Source organism: Actinomyces sp. HMSC075C01, assembly GCF_001812965.1.
GTDB classification, from domain to species: domain Bacteria; phylum Actinomycetota; class Actinomycetes; order Actinomycetales; family Actinomycetaceae; genus Actinomyces; species Actinomyces acetigenes.
Map to the genome: position 1 here is coordinate 85,843 of NZ_KV811010.1, position 18,458 is coordinate 104,300.

Below are 18,458 nucleotides of genomic sequence, written 5' to 3' on the forward strand. Positions count from 1 at the left end.
AGGTACGAACGCGACGCCGGCCTACGCGGCCGACTGCGCCGCCAAGGCACCACAGAGTCGATCCCACCCTCCGCCCAGTCGACGACTCAGAAGCGGGGAGACAAGACCGAGGCGCACCGCCACTGGCGCATTAGTGTCGTACCCCGGTGGCATGCTGGCCCCATGAGCACCCCGCACTCCTCCTCCGTATCCGACGCCGCCGCCCCCGTTGCCTCCGCCTGGCCACGGGGCCCCCTGCTCGGCTTCGACACTGAGACCACCGGAGTGGACCCCTCCGGCGACCGCCTGGTCACGGCGGCGCTCGTCTGGCGGGCAGCACCTCAGGCCGACGGCGTCCGGCCGCAGTCGGTGACTACGTGGCTCGCCGATCCCGGCGTGGAGATCCCCGAGGCCGCCTCCGCAGTCCATGGCGTGACCACCGAGCGGGCCCGCGCCGAGGGACGGCCGGTGACCGAGGTGCTGGCAGAGGTCAGTGAGCACCTGCTGGCGGCAATGACGGCCGGCACCCCGGTCGTCGTCTTCAACGCCTCCTACGACCTGACCCTCATGGAGGCCGAGCTCGCTCGCCACGGGCTGCCCACGATGCGCTCGCGCCTTGGCCGCGAGCTGGGGCCCATCGCCGACCCGCTGGTCCTGGACCGGGCCGTGGATCGCTACCGCCGCGGCAAGCGCCGCCTGGGCGACCTCTGCGAGGTCTACGGTGTGCGCGTCGATGAGGCCCTGCACACCGCGGAGGTGGACGTGGCCGCCACACTCGATGTGCTCGAGGCCCTGGCCTCGGTCTACCCGCAGATCTCCGAGCTCGGCCCCGATGAGCTCGTGGCCTTCCAGGCCCGAGCCCACCGCGCCTGGGCGGAGTCCTTCAATGAGTGGCTGGCGCGCCAAGCCCCCTCGCGGACGCCGGCCCAGACCGCCTGGCCCCTGCCGGACTCCCCCATGCGCTGAGTCCCTCCGAGCCCGCCTGCCGCACAACCAGCGAGGGCCCCAAGCACGTAGGGAGCCGGCCGGATCACTCCGGACGGCTCCCTGCGTGGCAGTGCTGTGCTGAGTCTGTCTGGTCGGCGGGGCCGCCGACGTCTCAGACCCCGTCTCGCCCGGTGTAGTTGGGGGCCTCGACGGTCATCTTGACGTCGTGGGGGTGGGACTCCTTGAGGCCGGCGCTCGTGATCCGCACGAACTGCCCACGCTCCTTGAGCTCGGGGATCGTGCGCGCACCCACGTAGAACATTGACTGGTGCAGCCCGCCCATGAGCTGGTAGACGACGTCGCCCAGCGCCCCCGAGTAGGGGACCTGACCCTCGATGCCCTCGGGGACGATCTTGGAGTCGGAGGAGACGTCGGCCTGGAAGTAGCGGTCCTTGGAGTAGGAGGTGCGTCCACGCGAGCTCATGGCGCCCAGCGACCCCATGCCGCGGTAGCGCTTCCACTGCTTGCCGTTGACGAAGACGAGGTCGCCGGGAGACTCCGTGCAGCCCGCCAGCAGGGAGCCGAGCATGACCGTCTCCGCTCCGGCCACGAGGGCCTTGGCGATGTCACCGGAGTACTGCAGGCCGCCATCGGCGATGAGGGGGACCCCGGCGGGCTTACAGGCCCGGGCGGCCTCGTAGATGGCCGTCACCTGGGGCACCCCCACGCCGGCGACGACACGCGTGGTACAGATGGAGCCCGGCCCCACCCCGACCTTGACGGCGTCGACCCCGGCATCGATGAGCGCCTGGGCACCCTCACGGGTGGCAACGTTGCCGCCGATGACCTCGATGCCGCTGAAGGCGGAATCGGACTTGAGACGGGAGATCATCTCCAGCGCCAGCTTGGCACCGCCGTTGGCGGTGTCGACGATGAGGACGTCCACGCCGGCCTCGGCCAGAGCCCCGGCGCGCTCCCACGTGTCTCCCCAGTAGCCGACGGCGGCCCCCACCACAAGGCGCCCCTCGGCATCCTTGGTGGCGTGGGGGTACTGCTCGGTCTTGACGAAGTCCTTGACGGTGATGAGACCGGTGAGGCGCCCCTCGGCGTCGACCAGGGGCAGCTTCTCGATGCGGTGCTCGGCCAGGAGCGCCTTGGCGTCCTCCCGGGAGATGCCGGTTGCGCCGGTGATGAGGCGATCACGAGGCGTCATGCACTCGCGCACGGTCAGGCTCGCCCAGCGCTCCGGGGGGACGAAGCGCAGGTCGCGGTTGGTGATGATCCCCTGAAGGTTGCCTCCCGCGTCGACGACCGGCAGGCCGGAGACCTTGTAGTGGCCGCAGAGCTCGTCGAGCTGGGCGATGGTGGCGTCCGGTCCGACGGTCACCGGGTCAGTGACCATGCCGGACTCCGAGCGCTTGACACGTCGCACCTGCTGAGCCTGGTCCTCGATGGACAGGTTGCGGTGAAGGATACCGATACCCCCCTGACGAGCCATGGCAATGGCCATGTCCGACTCGGTGACCGTGTCCATCGCGGCCGAGAGCAGCGGTGTGGCCAGTCTGATCCTCGGGGTCAGCCTGGAGGTCGTATCGACCTCGGAGGGGATGACGTCGGTCAGCCTGGGGAGCAGGAGCACGTCGTCGTAAGTGAGACCGGTAGGGGCAAAGACGTCAGGGCTGGTGATCGAGTCGCTCACGGGGGCCATCGTAGGACGACCTGACCACCCTGTGCATATCCGTCGGCACCGGCCTGTCCGCCCCACTGACCACCGGCACCGTCCCGCCTGCACCGAGCCGCCCGGAGGGGCTGGGCCGGACCCTCGCCCCGACGCCTGAACGGCAGCCGGCCCGACGGCGAGACCACCACGCTGAGGCGACCAGCACCCCAGAAATAAAGCGACAACTAACGCGGAACGTTTCAGAAAAAAGATGCCCTTCAGACATACATCGTTCACAAAACGTTTCTGCTATTCGAGCGCCACATTCTGGCGCACGTTTTCACACAGCCAGAACGCAGACACCCAGCAAATCTGGAGAAAATTTCATTGTGAGATAGAATGTTTCTTCTTGATTAACGCACCGCGCGATCTTATCGTTAGATATAGCGCATCAAGTTCGGTGCGCCCGACCGCCATATCCAAAGGAGGGGAGGGAGGCAATGCACGACTCATCGCGCCTGCCCGGCCCGATCTCCACCCTCTGGGAGTGGCAGTACCGGGGGGCCTGCCTCGGCATGGACTCCTCGGTTTTCTTCCACCCCGAAGGAGAGAGAGGCGGTTCCCGTCGACGGCGGGACGAACGAGCAAAGGCCATTTGTCAGGACTGCCCCGTCCTGGAGGAGTGCCGGGACCATGCCCTGAGCACTCGCGAGCCCTATGGCGTCTGGGGAGGCATGAGTGAGGAGGAGCGGCGCGCTTACTATGAGCGGCAGGCACGCCGTTTCGCCGACGAGCCGGCCTAACGCTCCGCCCTGTTTCAGGGAATCGACACACGGACGTTCCCAACTCAAGACAATCGTCCAGACATAGTGCCATGGTGCCTCCATGCAGCAGGCACTGTGCGCACACGTTGAAGGGGGAGGCACCCCAAGGTGCCTCCCCCTTCAACGTGCCGTAGCGCCGGACGGCGCACACGACCTCAACGGGTCACTTGGTGACGACCGCCAGGACGTCGCGCGCCGACAAGATGAGGTAGTCCTCACCGGCGTAGCTGACCTCGGTGCCCCCGTACTTGGAGTAGATGACGACGTCACCCTCGGCGACGTCGACGGGCACGCGGTTGCCGGAGTCATCGACGCGACCCGGACCCACGGCCACGACCTTGCCCTCCTGGGGCTTCTCCTTGGCGGTGTCGGGGATGACCAGGCCCGACGCGGTGGTCTGCTCGGCCTCAGCGGTCTGGACGACGATACGGTCCTCGAGCGGCTTGATGGAGATCGACATTGGAGACCTCCTCCTTCTCTTCAACGTGCAGTAGAACGGCTTGTTCGCCCTCCCCAGACGTTCCAGATCGCCGTCGCGGGGGTCGATCCGGCACGATGCAGGAGTGCGAGTCGCAGAAGGTGCCCGCCCTGCGTCCCAGGACCGGGCGAGCACTCCGCTGCGCCTGACGGAGAATCTACGACGGCGTTAGCACTCAGTCAACGCGAGTGCCAAAGCGTGGCGGCGGTTTCGCCGTGGGCGTCAGCCCTCGTCAGCGCCGGTGCTCCCGGGTCCAGGCGATGGCCTCGTTGACACTCGTCTCCTGGCGGCCCAGGGTCGGGTCTCGTCGGGAGACGACATCGACGACCGCCTTGATCGCCGCCGCTCGCTCGCGCATCCAGCTGACCGTCCACCCGATGCGGTCGTTGCGGGCCCGTGAGTCGCCGACGCCGTCGGCGTCGACGCCGACCGAGCGGCAGATGGCGACCGCGCGCGGCTCGTGGAAGTCCTGGGTCACGAGCAGGGCCCGCTCGATCCCGAAGATCCTGCGCGCCCGCACACAGGTGTCGTAGGTGTCGAAGCCCGCGTAGTCCACAGCGATCGCCTGCTCGGGGATCCCCCGGGAGGCGAGATAGCGGCGCATGACAGTGGGCTCGTCGTAGCCGGCGCGCCGGTTGTCCCCGGAGACCAGGATCGCCTCGACGCGGCCGCTGGTGTAGAGGTCAGCGGCGGCGTCGAGCCGGTGGGCCAGCCAGGGCGAGGGTTGTCCGTCGGCGTGAACGGCCGCCCCCAGGACGATCGCCACCGGAGCCCTGGCCGCCTCGCCGTCGCCGGGACCTTCACCGGCGGTCTCGATATGCCCGGCACTGACGGTCCACGCCCAGATGCTGGCCCCGGCCGCCAGGAGGGCCACGGTCCCCATGACTGTCAGAGAGATCCGCGCCAGTGGCCCAAGGAGCGCCCGGAGGCGTCCCGCAGTGTCAGACCCCTGGGCTGTGCTCACGCCGTCGTCCTCGCGCCCCACGGCGGCGTCGGCACCCAGACCGGCACCGAGCCGGGGCTCCTCCTCAGTCATCAGTCGCCTATCCGCCTTCCCCTCCTGCGCCTTTCGGCCCCGCCGGTGTGCGGCGCCTCGGTCCACAACCCTACTCAGCGCCTGCCGGGCAGGGTCCCCCAGGGTCCCTACAGGCCCCTCCCGGCCCTTCCGCGTCGACACCCTTCCCGCTCCACCCAGTGAACATCACGCCCACGAGCAGGTCCTGCATGGAATGATCGGGGGTGATGGCTGAGAACCACGTCGCGCTCCTGCTGACCCCCGAGGGCTGGGAGCTTCTGTCCTCCCTGCCCCCCTACGACCCCTCCGAGGCCCTGTCCCTGGGACGCTCCCTGCGCGAGGAGGGCCACTCCCCCGACCTGGTGGCGGCCGCGCTGACGCAGCAGCGCCTGCGCGAGCGGGCCGCAGCGAAGTTCGGCCCCTTCGCCCAGCAGATGCTCTTCACCGCCGACGGCCTGGAGCAGGCCACTCGGCTGACGGTCTCGGCTCACCATGCGGCCCGTTACGCGGCCACGGGCGTGACGAAGGTCGCGGACCTGGGCTGTGGGATCGGGGGCGACGCCGTCGCCCTGGCCGGGCTCGATCTGCCGGTGCTCGCCGTCGACCGAGATGAGGCCGCAGCCGCCCTGGCCACCATCAACCTCATGCCCTTCCCCCACGCGAGCGTCGAGTGCGCCGACGCCCTGGACATCGACCTGGTCGAGCGGGGTGTGGACGCCGTCTTCGCCGACCCCGCCCGCCGCGCCGCGGGACGTCGCATCACCGACCCGGAGCAGTGGTCTCCGACTCTGTCGCAGGTGCTCGCGCTGCGCGAGGCCGTGCCCGCCCTCGGCGTCAAGGTCGCCCCCGGCATCGATCATGCCGCGCTGCCGTCGGACGCCCACACCCAGTGGGTGAGCGTGGACGGCGACGTCGTCGAGGCGGCCATCTGGTGCGGGCCCTTGGCACCGGAGGGGCCCGGGCGCTCCGCGATGCTCCTGCGCTCAGGGACCGATGGTGCGAGCGCCTGCACGCTGGTCGACCCCAGCACCACCGACCCCTCGCAGCCACCGGTCCAGGTCAACCCGATCGGCTCGCCCGACGACCTGGGCAGCCTCATCCACGTTCCCGACGGCGCCGCCGTGCGCGCCGGGCTCGTCGCCCACCTGTGCGAGACCCTGGACGCCAGGCCGGTGGGGCCCCGGATCGGCTACCTCACGGGAGAGCGCCTCCCCGACGAGGCGACCGCCCCCTTCGTGCGCTCCTTCCGACTCACCGAGGTCCTACCGCTACGGCTCAAGGCCCTGCGCTCCCGTAGCCGCGAGCTCGGTATCGGGCGCCTGGAGATCCTCAAGCGCGGAGTCGACGTCTCCCCCGACGCCCTGCGCGCCTCGCTGAGGCTGAGCGGTCAGGAGTCGGAGACCTGGATCCTGACCCGGGTGGGAGACAAGGCGAGGGGCGCCGTTCTCGTCGTCGAACCGATCACCGGCGCCTCATCGGCTCACTCACCGACGTAATACCCCCTATACCCCCTTCCCGCGACGAGAGGCCCTGTCAGCACCCGCGAGGGCCCCAAGGAACCCGAGGAGACCAGGACATGCAGGACACGACTGACACGACGAGCCCGAGCGCCGTGCCCGCCGGCACTCAGCTTCCGCCGGCTCACCGTCCCCAGTCCCTTGACTTCGCCAGCTCGGCCCGCTCCACGTTGGGGGTGGAGTGGGAGCTGGCCCTCATCGACCGCGACAGCCTCGACCTGCGCCAGTGTGCCGAGGAGATCCTCCAGAAGGTGGGCCCGGACCGGCACGTGCACGGCGAGATGATGCTCAACACCATCGAGCTGGTCTCCGGGGCGCGCAAGACCGTGGCCGAGTGCATGGAGGACATCGCATTCGCCTTCGACCGCGTTCTTCCCGTCACCGACCCGCTGCGCGTGGACCTGGCCTCGGCCGGGACCCACCCCTTCGCCGACCCTCTGGTGCAGAAAGTGACCAATGCCGAGCGCTACGCACGCCTGGTGGACCGCACCCGACTGTGGGGCCACCAGATGCTCATCTTCGGCACCCACGTCCACGTCGGCGTCGAGGACCGGGCCAAGGTTCTGCCGATCCTCAAGGCCCTGCTCACCCGCACCGCCCACCTGCAGTGCCTGAGCGCCTCCTCACCCTTCTGGGCGGGGGCGGACACGGGCTACGCGGACAACCGCGCCATGATGTTCCAGCAGCTGCCCACCGCCGGCGCCCCCGAGCAGTTCAGCACCTGGGAGCAGCTGGAGAGCTACACCGGTGACCTGGTCCACACCGGCGTCATCGAGGACTTCACCGAGATCCGTTGGGACGTGCGCCCCTCGCCGCGCCTGGGGACCATCGAGGTGCGGGCCTGCGATGCCGCAACGAACCTGACCGAGCTGGCCGGCATGGCGGCGCTGACCCAGTGCCTCGTGGAGTCCTTCTCCCGCACCCTGGACCGGGGTGAGGAGCTCGATGCACTACCGGACTGGTACGTCGCCGAGAACAAGTGGCGCTCAGCCCGCTACGGCATGGACGCGATCCTCATCGTCAACTCAGCCGGTGAGGAGGAGCTGGTGGGAGACACGGTCGAGCAGATGCTCACCGAGCTCGCTCCCGTCGCCGAGGATCTCGGTTGCGCCGCCGAGCTGGACTCCGTGCGCACCACACTGGAGACGGGGGCCTCCTACCAGCGTCAGATCGCCGCCGTCGGGGCCTACGGAGGGCAGCGGGAGGCGGCCGTCAGGCTGCTGCTGGCCGAGGCCCGGGCAGGCAGGCCCCTGCGCCCCACCGAGGTGCTCTCGCTGGCGGCCAAGTCCTAAACCGCGCGCCGGCGACCCACCTGTGGCCGGTGGCGTCGGGGCTCCGGCTCAGGAGCGCCCTGTCCGCAGCCTCGTCTCCTCACGTAGGAGGCGGGTCATGCCAGTGGCGGGAATCCCCAGCAGGGCAGGAATCGGGATCGTCGTGTGACTGTGGGAGAAGCTCCTCTCCAGCCTGCGCACCACCCGCGGAGTCGATCACCAGGATCGGCTTGGAGACGGAGAGGTATCCCTACAGGTCAGCCAGGCTCAGCAGCAGTCCGACGGCGCGGTCGACCATGCTCATGATAGCGATCACGGGCAGCCCGCAGTGCTGCGACATGAGGTCCACCGGATACCCCGCCCACAGGCACACGCCCACCATCCCGACGACCACTGTGTTGTCTCATGTCTTCTGGGAGTGTCGGGTGTCATGACTTCTCAGGACACTGGTGGGGTGGGTCTGCCGGAGGGGAGGGCTGTTGCTTGGGCTTGTCGGAGGGGGCTGGCCCGATGACTGTGGTGGCTGCCGGCGTCGTCTGGATGCACTGCACGAGGGTGGGGTGCTACTGGAGGAGGGTTGGGGGTACTTCGGGTAGGTGGGGCCTTCGTGCAGTACGCACAACCCTCGGTCAGTGGATCCCGACCCTCGTGGAGTAGTCCGACTCGAGGCGAGACTCAAGGCGGAGCCGGCGTCCAACCATGACCTCCGGGCCCCTGCGCAGGGGGCAGGGGTCGGGGCCATATCCGTGATCTCGAAGGGCCTACCTTCGACCGGACCCCGCGCAGGCAGGGGGCGGGGGGTTGGACCTGTGGCGGAGGCGCCGGGCTGTGCCACCGAGAACCCCGGACTCGCTCCTGCGCGGCCCGGTGTCCACAGCGCTGACATGAACGATCCAGCCGCTGAAACGCCCCGTAAGGATCGTTGGAATCCTGCGGTTCTTCCTCGGCGTGCAGCGCCGGTGCGGGATTGATGTCAGCACCATGGACACCCACGCCCCGTCATGCCTCGCCTTGAGGCCACCCTCGCCTTCAGGACCACCAACACGCCCCGGGGTCCCGTCCGAGCGAGTGTCTCACAAGCGAGGAGACAACACACATCCCGACGACCACGAACATGACCAGTGCTCCGAGCTGTGCTCGGAGCACTGCCGAGGAGGCGGTGAGGACCCGGGCGGAGGGATCGACGTGCGCTGCAGCGGAAGAGGTGGGCACGAACTCTCCTTATCCTCCCGTGGAATGAACAATGGAAAATGCAAGAGAGAACAACGTGCGCTGACGTCATAACAGAACACGGAATTAACTATCCGGGTCACACGAGAGCATTTTCCTTCCCCGCCCGTAGCACACACCTTCCAAGCCATCATTTCATTGCCGCCACAATTATCCAAAACATTGCGCTTCAATAGAGCACACCCCACATTCGTACCCATAACCTCATTTCCCTCTCGGCCCTCTTCTGACAGCCTCAATACCAGCGGAATGAGCACCCCACCTCAGTCGATCACCGGGGTCAGTAATCCCCTGACCGTGCACCCGGGGTAGTTCATGATGACGTGCAGCGTCCTCGTGGGCCTGATCGGCACCGCCCGATCGGCTTCGCCGCATTCCTGGTGACAGTGACGATCCAGAGAGGAACCCTCGCACAGATCGGTGCGGTCAGCGCTTCTGTTGCTGTCATCGGGCTGCTTCTTCTTGGAATAGAGGCCGGCATCGCGCGCACCCGCACCATCGTCAGCCCCGCAGGAGGGGATCCTTCGCAAGCGGACCGAGGCCCGCGCGATGCGGATCGTCGAACGGATCGACGCCATGGATCCCCTGAGCCGCCGAATCCGCCGATAACTGATAAGTCGGCCTGACATCCGGACCCGTTCCCCACTTCTATTGCGAGCCGACACGGTCCCGAGTCTCGCCCGGCGATCGGTGATTCCCGGGGGCGATCAGTCCTGCCTCGACACGAGTGACCACCCGCGGGCCCGGGTGCGCTGCTCCCAGAAGCTGCGGTATGGCCCTTCGACGGACACGAGCTCATGGTGATGTCCCCGCTGGGCAATGCGCCCGGCGTCGTCGAGGACGATGACCTGGTCGGCCGCTGCGATCGTCTCGAGCTTGTGGGCAATGACGATGAGTGTCGAGGTGCGCCGCAGCTCCTGCATCGCGGCAACGATATTGGCCTCGTTCTCCGCATCCAGGGCACTGGTGGCCTCATCGAGCAGCACGATCGGTGCGCGCTTGAGCAGGGCCCGAGCGATGGAGACGCGCTGGCGCTCGCCGCCGGACAGGGCCCGCCCACCCTCTCCCACGCGGGTGCTCCAGCCGTGGGGCAGACGGTTGACGATCTCGGTGACGCCGGCGAGCTCCGCGGCCCAGCGCACCTGCTCGTCATCGGCCGCGGGGTCGCCGATGCGGATGTTGGCGGCCAGGGTGTCGTCGAAGAGGTAGACGTCCTGGAAGACCATGGAGAGCTGCTCCATGAGCTGGGAGGTCGGCATGTCGCGCACGTCAGCACCGCCAACTCGCACGACCCCCGAGCTCACGTCCCAGAAGCGGGCGATGAGGCGGGCGATGGTCGTCTTGCCGCTGCCGGAGGGGCCCACGATGGCGCACATGGTGCGTGCGGGCACGCTCATCGACACCCCGGTCAGGACGGGAGCGTCGGGGCGGTAGCCGAAGACGACGTCGTCAAGCTCGACGGTCCCCGGCTCGGGCAGTGCGATGGGCTCCTGCGGCTCGGCCATGAGCTCGGCGTCCATGACGGCGTCGAGGTGGTTCATCATCTGGCGCCGCTCCTCCACGCCCATGACGGCTGCTCCGATGTCGTCGAGCATGGTGGTGAAGCGCAGGCACATGCCGATGACGGCGATGGCCGCCAGTGGCTCCATGGAGCCGGAGGCGGCCAGTGAGGAGGTCAGGACGATCATGGCGACGACGACGATCTGGCTCAGCGCGCCGTTGACGAGGTTGCCGGCCGATTCCCACCACAGGGCGCGCCTGGAGGCGCGGGCCCCGTCGTCGAAGGCGGCGGTGAGGCGGCTGTAGCCGGAGGCGGCCCGGCAGGATCGCAGGGCCCCCTGGCAGCGGGCGATCTCGACGATGCGGGCGGCGAGCTCGCGCTCAGCGGGCTCGGAGATGGACTTGCCCCGGTCCAGCAGACGGCGCGAGAGGCGCACGAGTCCGGCGAACAGGGGCACGGCCAGCGTCAGCAGGAGTCCCAGGCGCCAGTCCCAGGCCCAGGAGCCGACCCCGACGACCAGGCATGCAGCGGTCGTGGAGGTGAGCAGGTACACGAAGTGGGCGGCGGACTCCCCCAGAGCAACCATCTCCTGGCTCACGGCCCGGGACAGGGTGCCGGCGGAGTCGGCGGTGAACCAGCGCAGGGGCAGGCGCGCGATCCGGTCGCCCACCGCGTGGTGAACGTCGTGCATGAAGCCCAGCGCCCCCGACATGCCCATGCGCCGTCCCTGGAAGTCGCAGACAGCCGCGCCGAGACCGAGAACGACCAGCACGATGAGCCAGCCGCCGAAGGACAGCCCCCATCGGGGGGCACTGGTCGCCAGAGCCACTGAGGCGGGCAGCAGCACCAGCAGCGCCAGTCCCACCAGGACGCCGTTGACTCCCGCCAGGGCGATGCACCCTCGGGTCTGTCTCCAGGAGGAGTCGGTCATGAGCCTGCGGAAGCGGGACAGCAGGGAGTCCGCCGGCCGGGAGGACCCGCCGGAAGTGGAGGGCACAGGAAGCGCGGTCCCGGTCCTCCCGCCCCGGTCATCGGTGCGGGAGGATGCCGGTACAAGAACGCTGCCGTCGGCCGCATCGTCAGCCGTACCGTCGGCGAGTGCGGGGCCGTCCGTCCTAGTCACGGTGTCGTGGCTGTCCGCCTCCGCGGCGCCCTTGAGCTCGCCGGCCTGGCGCAGCAGGGCCCGGTAGTGGGGCTCATCGGCCAGGTCGTCGTGGGAGCCGGCGGCGACGATGCGTCCGCCGTCCATGACGGCGATGCGGTCGGCGCCGCGCACGGCGGCAGGCCGGTGGGCGATGACCAGGACGGTGCGATCCTTGACCAGGGCACTGAGTGCCTGCTGGATCTCGGCCTCGGACTCGGGGTCGGCCATGGCGGTGGCCTCGTCGAGCACGATGACGGGGGTGTCCAGCAGGATGGCACGGGCGATGGCGATGCGCTGCTCCTGCCCACCGGACAGTGCCGTGTCCTGCCCCAGGACGGTGTCGTAGCCCTGCGGCAGCGCCATGATCTCCTCGTGGATTCGAGCCACGCGGGCGGCGGCGCGCACCTGCGCCAGGTCGGCCTCGGGGCGCCCGAGGGCGATATTCTCCCACACAGTGGTGGCGAGCAGCTGAGCGTCCTGGAGGACGAAGGAAACGGTGGAGTACAGGGTGGACTCGTCCATGTCCCGCAGGTCCACCCCGCCGATGCGGACGGCGCCGGCGTCGGGGTCGGCGAAGCGTGCGATGAGGGTGGCCAGTGTCGACTTGCCCGAGCCGGAGGGGCCCAGCAGCGCGGTCACGGTTCCCGGCTCCAAGGTCAGGCAGGCGTCGTCGACGGCGAGGACCTCCCCATAGGAGAAGGAGACGTGGTCGATCTCGACGAACGCCGTGCGAGGCCGCTCGGGGCGGTCGGTGGCGGGCAGAACGGGGGTGTCGAGGACCTCGCACAGGCGCAGGGCCGCCGCCCCGGCCAGCTGGTAGGACCAGGAGATCGAGGCGATGGTGATGAGTGCGGCGGGGAGGACCAGGGCGACGAGGGTCGTGGCCAGGACCCGGGGCAGGGTGACGGCACCGGTATGGATGAGCAGCGCCCCTCCCCCGAGGTTGACCAGGAGCAGTACGGGGATCGAGACCCAGGTGAAGGACAGACAGGTGACGGTCACCAGAGGCATCGCCCAGGCGCGGTAGAAGGCGGAGAACTCGTCGGCGGCGGCGAGGTAGGCCGAGTGGGCGCGCCCCACGCGCCCGAAGGCCTTGACCACGCCGATACCGGAGACGAACTCGACCATGGCCGAGGAGATGGCGGCCAGCTTGCGGTCCATCTCCACGGTCTTCTCGTTCATGCCGCGCATGGACACCGAGTAGGTGAGCACGTAGAGGATGAGTGTGGAGACAGCCAGCAGAGCAAGGCGCCAGTCGATCCAGAAGGCGCACCCCAGCAGGGCCAGCGGGGTAACGATGGCGTTGAGGCGCTCGACGGGACCGTGGGCGATGACGGTGTGGACCAGAGTCGTGTCGTCCTGAACGGCCTTGCGCAGGCGCCCGGAGGTGGAAGCGGTGAACCAGGACAGCGGGGCGTGGGAGATGCGCACAACGATGTCGCGGCGCAGGCGGTCGCGCAGGGACAGGTCGGCCAGGTGGGTGATGAGCAGCGCCAGGAAGTACAGCAGCAGGCGGGTGGAGTAGGCGCTCACGAGCACCATGACTGCACCTGACACCTGCCGGGGATCCGGGCTCAGGCCCGCCCGGTGGGCGCGCAGCAGGATGTCGCCGAGCTGGACCAGAGCGATGTAGGGGGCCACCGCCAGGACCGCGGAGAGCAGGACGAGGATTTGACCGATCCGCAGGCGGGTGCGCACGGGGGCGCCGAGGCGGGCGATGGCGGCCTGCCCCTCACGCGAGCGCTGAGCGTTGCTCCTCCTCACCTGCTCGCCCGATTCCCCGGCTCTTCCGGGGCCCGGCGAAGGCGGCGACAGCTGCGAAGACGACTGCGGTGCCGTCTGCGGCGACGTCCCTGGCGCCGGCCGCTGTGCCTGCGTGCTCATCAGGTGCCTCGTTCTTCCGTCGACTCTAACTCTGAAGGTGTTTCAGAACTTAATAAGGCACACCTTAATCTGGTCTCTGAACCGGGAGCAACCGTCGCTGAGTCGCACTACGGTGCTGTCATGGCATCACAGGCACGACTGGGCAGGCCAACCGGACCAAGACCCGGTTTCTCGCGCGACGACGTCGTCGATGCCGCCCTCGAGATCGGCATCGCCGAATTCACCCTGACCGCCACGGCCAAGCAGATGGGCGTGGCGGTCTCCGGCCTGTACCGCACGATCTCCTCACGTGAGGACCTGCTGGCCGCCTGCCTGGAGAGGATCGCCGCCCAGATCGAGGTTCCCCGCCCCGGGAAGCGCTGGCCCGACACGGTTCGGGCGCATGCCGAGGCCGTCTGGGAGATGCTGGAGCGCTATCCCGGCCTGGCCGGCGTCATCATGGGGGTGCCGTGGGCCCACCAGCTCTTCGCCGCACCCGTGGCTCAGGCGTGTCAGGCTCTGATCGAGGGAGGACTCGAGGCCGACGAGGCCGGGGTGGTTCTGGACTTCGTCGGCGACACCGTCATCTCCACGCACGCGCAGATCGAGGTCATGCGCTCCCCCGCCGGTCGCCCCGAGCTGCCTGCACCGTTGCCGGGACACGAATCGGGAGAGAGCGCCTCAGGCACCGGGAGGGGCGGCGCCACGGGACTGGAGGAGACCAGCCGGTTCGCGGCCGCCGTCGGGAACCCTCCCCTACCCGAGGCGCTGACGCCCAACGAGAGCTGGCTGGAGCGCGGCGGCCTGGACCGCAAGATCGAGATCATCATCCGGGGAGTGGCCGCCGGCCTGTCCCCGAGCGCAACGGATACCGGAGGGCAGTCGGCCTCAGGGGGCGACGTCAGCGGGCAACGCTGACGTCCAACGGCATCCCCGAGTCCGGGGCGAAGTCCATGGGGCTGGGGGCAACACCGGCCCGCACGGCCGCTGACCCCAGGGCTGCGATCTGGGCGCCGTTGTCGGTGCAGAAGCGCAGTGGTGGCAGGCGCAGGGTGATGCCGGCCTCCTCGCAGCGCTCGGCCGCCAGGGAGCGCAGGCGGGAGTTGGCCGAGTACCCTCCCCCGACGACGAGCGTGTCGCAGCCGGTGTCCAGGCAGGCCTGGACCGCCTTGGCCGTCAGGGAGTCGTTGACGGCCTCGGAGAAGGCGGCGCAGACGTCGGCACTGGGCACCTCCTGGCCGGAGTCCTCCAGGGACTCCACATAGCGGGCCACGGCGGTCTTGAGACCGGAGAAGGAGAAGTCGTAGCGGTGACGCTCCTTGTCCTTGCCCGCGGCCAGCCCCCGGGGGAAGCGGATGGCACCGCGGTCACCCTCCTGGGAGAGCCGGTCCACGTGCGGGCCGCCGGGGTAGGGCAGACCCAGGAGGCGGCCGACCTTGTCGAAGGCCTCGCCGGCGGCGTCATCGAGAGTGCCGCCGAGCTCGACGACGTCGGTGGCGACGTTGCGGATGCTCAGGAGGTTCGAGTGGCCGCCGGAGACGATGAGTCCGACGAAGTGCTCCGGCAGGGGGCCGTCGACCAGCTCATCGACCGCCAGGTGGCCGATGACGTGGTTGACGCCGTAGATCGGCCGGTTCAGGCTCACGGCCAGGGCCTTGGCGGCGGAGATGCCGACGGTCAGGGAGCCGATGAGCCCGGGGCCGGCGCACACGGCGACGGCATCGACCTCACTGAGGTCGACACCGGCCTTCTCCAGCGCGGCGTCAAGGGTCGGAAGAAAGGACTCCAGGTGGGCGCGTGAGGCGATCTCGGGGATGATGCCGCCGAAGCGCGCGTACTGGTCCATGGAGGTGGCGGTGACATCGGCGAGGAGCTCGCGGCCGCGCACGAGGGCCACGCCGGTCTCGTCGCAGGTGGACTCGATGCCGAGAATGAGGGGGTCGCTCACGGGGCCAGACTATCGCCTGGAGAGACGGACGCCGAACAGGCGCCTATCGAGGCCTCGGGCGGGGACATTCCACGCGGCCGGGCGCTTGTCGTTCCGGGCGGGGACATTCGACGCCGTCGGGGACAGCAATCCAGTCGCCGTACGCGCAACATGCCCCCGTCCGGAAGAGATTGCCCCCGCACGCGCAGAAAGTCCCCACCGGCGTGCGCTGGTCAAAGGTATGCACGTAGAACACCGCCGAGCCGGGCATTTCTCGCGTAGCCCTACAGAAATTCCGTTGGGGTACGCGAGAAATGCCCGGCTCGGTACTGAGTGAGGCAAGTGGATCAGTGGGCGTGCTGGCCCTTCCACAGAGCGTGGCCGAGATCCCGGTTGAGGCGCGAGATGACCTCGAGCGGAACCGACTTGGGGCACACGGCCGCGCACTCACCGATGTTCGTGCAGCCGCCGAAGCCCTCGGCGTCGTGCTGGTTGAGCATGCTCACCACGCGAGCAAGACGCTCGGGCTGACCCTGCGGCAGCAGGCCCAGGTGCGAGATCTTCGCGCCGGTGAACAGCATGGCCGAGGCGTTGGGGCACGCCGCCACGCAGGCGCCGCAGCCGATGCAGGCGGCCGCCTCGAAGGCGGCATCGGCCTTCTCCTTCTGCACGGGCACCGAGTGGGCCTCCGGGGCCCCACCGGTGTTGACCGAGATGTAGCCGCCGGCCTGGACGATGCGGTCCAGGGCGGAGCGGTCCACAATGAGGTCGCGCAGCACCGGGAAGCCGGTGGAGCGCCACGGTTCGATCGTGATGGTGGAGCCGTCCTTGAAGGAGGGGTCCTCCGCCAGGTGGCGCATGTGCAGCTGGCAGGTGGTGGAGCGGATGGGCCCGTGGGCCTGCCCGTTGATGACCACACCGCACTGACCGCAGATGCCCTCGCGGCAGTCGGAGTCGAAGGCCACCGGCTCCTTGCCCTCGGCGAAGAGCTGCTCGTTGAGCAGGTCGAGGACCTCGAGGAAGCTCATGTGCTCCTCGATCCCGCTCATGGCGTACTCCTCGAAGTGGCCCTTCGAGTCCTGGTTCTTCTGGCGCCAGATCTTGAGCTTGATGTTCACTTGTAACTCCGCTGCTTGAGCTCGATGTCCTTGTAGACGAGGTCCTCCTTGTGGAGGATCGGCGGCTGGTTCTCCCCGCCCCACTCCCAGGCGGCGACGTAGAGGAACTCGTCATCGTGCCGCATGGCCTCACCCTCGGGAGTCTGGGACTCCGCCCGGAAGTGGCCACCGCAGGACTCACGCCGGTGCAGGGCGTCGATGCACATGAGCTCGGCCAGCTCGAAGAAGTCCAGCAGTCGGCCGGCCTTCTCCAGGGCCTGGTTGAGCTCGTCGGCTTGGCCCGTGATGCGGGCGTCGCGCCAGAACTCCTCCTTGAGGGCCCGGATCTGCTCGATGGCGTCGCGCAGTCCGGCGTCGCGCCGCTCCATGCCGCAGTACTCCCACATGATGCGGCCCAGGGCCATGTGGAAGTCGTCCACGCTGCGGGTGCCGCGCAGGGCCATGAGGCGGGCGACACGCTCCTCGACGGAGCGCTTGGCCTCGGCGATCTCCGGGGCGTTGGGGTCGACCTTGCCCAGGCGCAGCATGTCCGCCAGGTAGTCGTTCATGGTGTCAGGCAGGACGAAGTAGCCGTCGGCCAGGCCCTGCATGAGGGCGGAGGCGCCCAGGCGGTTGGCGCCGTGGTCGGAGAAGTTGGCCTCTCCGGCGATGTAGAGGCCCGGGACGTTGGACTCCAGGTCGTAGTCCACCCACAGGCCACCCATCGTGTAGTGCACGGCGGGGTAGATGCGCATGGGGACCTCGTAGGGGTCGTCCCCGGTGATGCGCTGGTACATCTCGAACAGGTTGCCGTAGCGGGCGGAGACGGCGTCCTTGCCCAGGCGGCTGATGGCCTCGGAGAAGTCCAGGTAGACGCCGCGACGCATCATCCGCTCGTTGCCGTCGGCGTCGCGCTCCTTGATGGCCGGTCCCACGCCGCGACCCTCGTCGCACATGTTCTTGGCCTGGCGGGAGGCGATGTCACGCGGCACGAGGTTGCCGAAGGCCGGGTAGATGCGCTCGAGGTAGTAGTCGCGCGCCTCCTCGGGGATGTCGCGCGGGTCCTTGTCGCAGTCCTCGGCCTTCTTGGGCACCCAGATGCGTCCGTCGTTGCGCAGGGACTCACTCATGAGGGTGAGCTTGGACTGGAAGTCCCCGGACTGCGGGATGCAGGTGGGGTGGATCTGCGTGTAGCAGGGGTTGGCGAAGTAGGCGCCCTTGCGGTGCGCGCGCCAGATGGCAGTGGCGTTGCAGCCCATGGCGTTGGTCGACAGGAAGAACACGTTCCCGTAGCCGCCGCTGGCCAGGACGACGGCGTCGGCCAGGTGGGTCTCGATCTTCCCGGTGACCATGTCGCGGGTGACGATGCCGCGGGCACGGCCGTCGACGATGATGAGCTCGACCATCTCGTGGCGACGGAACTCCTTGACCGTGCCGGCGTGCACCTGGCGCTCGAGGGCCTGGTAGGCGCCGATGAGGAGCTGCTGGCCGGTCTGGCCGCGGGCGTAGAAGGTACGGGAGACCTGCACGCCACCGAAGGAGCGGTTGTCCAGCAGGCCACCGTACTCACGGGCGAAGGGCACGCCCTGGGCCACGCACTGGTCGATGATGTTGGCGCTGACCTCTGCCAGGCGGTAGACGTTGTCCTCGCGGGCGCGGTAGTCACCGCCCTTGACCGTGTCGTAGAAGAGCCGGTAGACGGAGTCCCCGTCGTTGCGGTAGTTCTTCGCGGCGTTGATACCGCCCTGGGCGGCGATGGAGTGCGCCCGGCGAGCCGAGTCCTGGTAGAAGAAGACCTTGACGTTGTAGCCCTGCTCGCCCAGGGAGGCGGCCGCGGCGCCGCCGGCCAGGCCGGAGCCGACGACGATGATGTCCAGTTTGCGGCGGTTGGCGGGGTTGACCAGCTTGGCCTCGAACTTGCGCTGCTCCCAGCGCCGGTCGATCGGGACGGAGTGGGGGGCCTTGGTGTCGGCGATCTTCTCGCCCTCGTAGTACAGGCCGTCGATGAGTTCAGTCATAGTCGTT

General features: G+C 68.9%; 14 protein-coding genes. 5 read left to right on the plus strand and 9 right to left on the minus strand.

Annotation, left to right across the window (positions count from 1 at the left end; translation table 11 throughout):
* The first annotated feature begins 162 nt into the window (after positions 1-162).
* Positions 163-945 (plus strand): exonuclease domain-containing protein, encoded by a 783-nt coding sequence (locus HMPREF2883_RS09110; RefSeq protein ID WP_070661347.1) that lies wholly within the window; start codon positions 163-165, stop codon positions 943-945.
* Between the two features lie 133 nt (positions 946-1,078).
* Here HMPREF2883_RS09110 and guaB read toward each other — a convergent pair whose 3' ends face one another.
* Positions 1,079-2,614, minus strand: coding sequence for an IMP dehydrogenase (gene guaB / locus HMPREF2883_RS09115; RefSeq protein ID WP_176747187.1), 1,536 nt, complete (start codon positions 2,612-2,614; stop codon positions 1,079-1,081).
* A gap of 452 nt (positions 2,615-3,066) precedes the next feature.
* Here guaB and HMPREF2883_RS09120 point away from each other — a divergent pair, with 452 nt between their 5' ends.
* Entirely contained in the window at positions 3,067-3,369 is a 303-nt protein-coding gene (locus HMPREF2883_RS09120) for a WhiB family transcriptional regulator (RefSeq protein WP_070661350.1), read from the plus strand.
* Positions 3,370-3,553: 184 nt separating this feature from the next.
* Here HMPREF2883_RS09120 and groES read toward each other — a convergent pair whose 3' ends face one another.
* On the minus strand, positions 3,554-3,850 hold the full coding sequence (gene groES / locus HMPREF2883_RS09125) for a co-chaperone GroES (RefSeq protein ID WP_070661353.1): 297 nt from the start codon (positions 3,848-3,850) through the stop codon (positions 3,554-3,556).
* A gap of 250 nt (positions 3,851-4,100) precedes the next feature.
* Entirely contained in the window at positions 4,101-4,760 is a 660-nt protein-coding gene (locus HMPREF2883_RS09130; protein ID WP_141759088.1) for a SanA/YdcF family protein, read from the minus strand.
* A gap of 350 nt (positions 4,761-5,110) precedes the next feature.
* On the opposite strand from HMPREF2883_RS09130, the gene HMPREF2883_RS09135 reads away from it, so the two are divergent.
* Together HMPREF2883_RS09135 and HMPREF2883_RS09140 are read left to right on the plus strand one after the other, a co-directional pair.
* Positions 5,111-6,379, plus strand: a complete 1,269-nt coding sequence (locus HMPREF2883_RS09135; protein WP_070661359.1) for a class I SAM-dependent methyltransferase — start codon at positions 5,111-5,113, stop codon at positions 6,377-6,379.
* An 80-nt stretch (positions 6,380-6,459) separates the two neighbouring features.
* Positions 6,460-7,692, plus strand: a complete 1,233-nt coding sequence (locus HMPREF2883_RS09140) for a glutamate--cysteine ligase (protein WP_176747188.1) — start codon at positions 6,460-6,462, stop codon at positions 7,690-7,692.
* 229 nt (positions 7,693-7,921) lie between these two features.
* On the opposite strand, the gene HMPREF2883_RS15135 is transcribed toward HMPREF2883_RS09140, so the two are convergent.
* The 3 genes from HMPREF2883_RS15135 to HMPREF2883_RS14255 all read right to left on the minus strand — a co-directional run bounded on the left by HMPREF2883_RS15135 (position 7,922) and on the right by HMPREF2883_RS14255 (position 13,430).
* Positions 7,922-8,065: a hypothetical protein gene (locus HMPREF2883_RS15135; protein ID WP_176747189.1), complete on the minus strand. Its 144-nt coding sequence runs from the start codon at positions 8,063-8,065 to the stop codon at positions 7,922-7,924.
* Between the two features lie 1,099 nt (positions 8,066-9,164).
* Entirely contained in the window at positions 9,165-9,479 is a 315-nt protein-coding gene (locus HMPREF2883_RS09145) for a hypothetical protein (protein WP_070661362.1), read from the minus strand.
* A 129-nt stretch (positions 9,480-9,608) separates the two neighbouring features.
* On the minus strand, positions 9,609-13,430 hold the full coding sequence (locus HMPREF2883_RS14255) for an ABC transporter ATP-binding protein (RefSeq protein WP_075371325.1): 3,822 nt from the start codon (positions 13,428-13,430) through the stop codon (positions 9,609-9,611).
* Between the two features lie 120 nt (positions 13,431-13,550).
* On the opposite strand from HMPREF2883_RS14255, the gene HMPREF2883_RS09155 reads away from it, so the two are divergent.
* Entirely contained in the window at positions 13,551-14,327 is a 777-nt protein-coding gene (locus HMPREF2883_RS09155; RefSeq protein WP_070661365.1) for a TetR/AcrR family transcriptional regulator, read from the plus strand.
* On the opposite strand, the gene tsaD is transcribed toward HMPREF2883_RS09155, so the two are convergent.
* The 3 genes from tsaD to HMPREF2883_RS09170 all read right to left on the minus strand — a co-directional run bounded on the left by tsaD (position 14,311) and on the right by HMPREF2883_RS09170 (position 18,451).
* On the minus strand, positions 14,311-15,357 hold the full coding sequence (gene tsaD / locus HMPREF2883_RS09160) for a tRNA (adenosine(37)-N6)-threonylcarbamoyltransferase complex transferase subunit TsaD (RefSeq protein ID WP_070661369.1): 1,047 nt from the start codon (positions 15,355-15,357) through the stop codon (positions 14,311-14,313). The two genes, HMPREF2883_RS09155 and tsaD, sit on opposite strands and share 17 nt — an antisense overlap.
* Before the next feature lie 326 nt (positions 15,358-15,683).
* Positions 15,684-16,454: a succinate dehydrogenase/fumarate reductase iron-sulfur subunit gene (locus tag HMPREF2883_RS09165; protein ID WP_003789384.1), complete on the minus strand. Its 771-nt coding sequence runs from the start codon at positions 16,452-16,454 to the stop codon at positions 15,684-15,686.
* Complete coding sequence (locus HMPREF2883_RS09170; protein WP_070661373.1) at positions 16,451-18,451, minus strand: fumarate reductase/succinate dehydrogenase flavoprotein subunit; 2,001 nt, start codon at positions 18,449-18,451, stop codon at positions 16,451-16,453. Before HMPREF2883_RS09170 ends, HMPREF2883_RS09165 begins: the two co-directional genes overlap by 4 nt.
* Positions 18,452-18,458 lie beyond the last annotated feature (7 nt).

Excerpts from the sequence above, each read along its gene's own strand:
- HMPREF2883_RS09145 (WP_070661362.1), bottom strand. The coding sequence starts at position 9,479 with ATGGCGTCGATCCGTTCGACGATCCGCATCGCGCGGGCCTCGGTCCGC.
- HMPREF2883_RS09140 (WP_176747188.1), top strand. The coding sequence starts at position 6,460 with ATGCAGGACACGACTGACACGACGAGCCCGAGCGCCGTGCCCGCCGGC.
- HMPREF2883_RS14255 (WP_075371325.1), bottom strand. The coding sequence starts at position 13,430 with ATGAGCACGCAGGCACAGCGGCCGGCGCCAGGGACGTCGCCGCAGACG.
- HMPREF2883_RS09110 (WP_070661347.1), top strand. The coding sequence starts at position 163 with ATGAGCACCCCGCACTCCTCCTCCGTATCCGACGCCGCCGCCCCCGTT.
- HMPREF2883_RS09155 (WP_070661365.1), top strand. The coding sequence starts at position 13,551 with ATGGCATCACAGGCACGACTGGGCAGGCCAACCGGACCAAGACCCGGT.
- guaB (WP_176747187.1), bottom strand. The coding sequence starts at position 2,614 with ATGGCCCCCGTGAGCGACTCGATCACCAGCCCTGACGTCTTTGCCCCT.
- HMPREF2883_RS09135 (WP_070661359.1), top strand. The coding sequence starts at position 5,111 with ATGGCTGAGAACCACGTCGCGCTCCTGCTGACCCCCGAGGGCTGGGAG.
- HMPREF2883_RS09120 (WP_070661350.1), top strand. The coding sequence starts at position 3,067 with ATGCACGACTCATCGCGCCTGCCCGGCCCGATCTCCACCCTCTGGGAG.
- HMPREF2883_RS09170 (WP_070661373.1), bottom strand. The coding sequence starts at position 18,451 with ATGACTGAACTCATCGACGGCCTGTACTACGAGGGCGAGAAGATCGCC.
- groES (WP_070661353.1), bottom strand. The coding sequence starts at position 3,850 with ATGTCGATCTCCATCAAGCCGCTCGAGGACCGTATCGTCGTCCAGACC.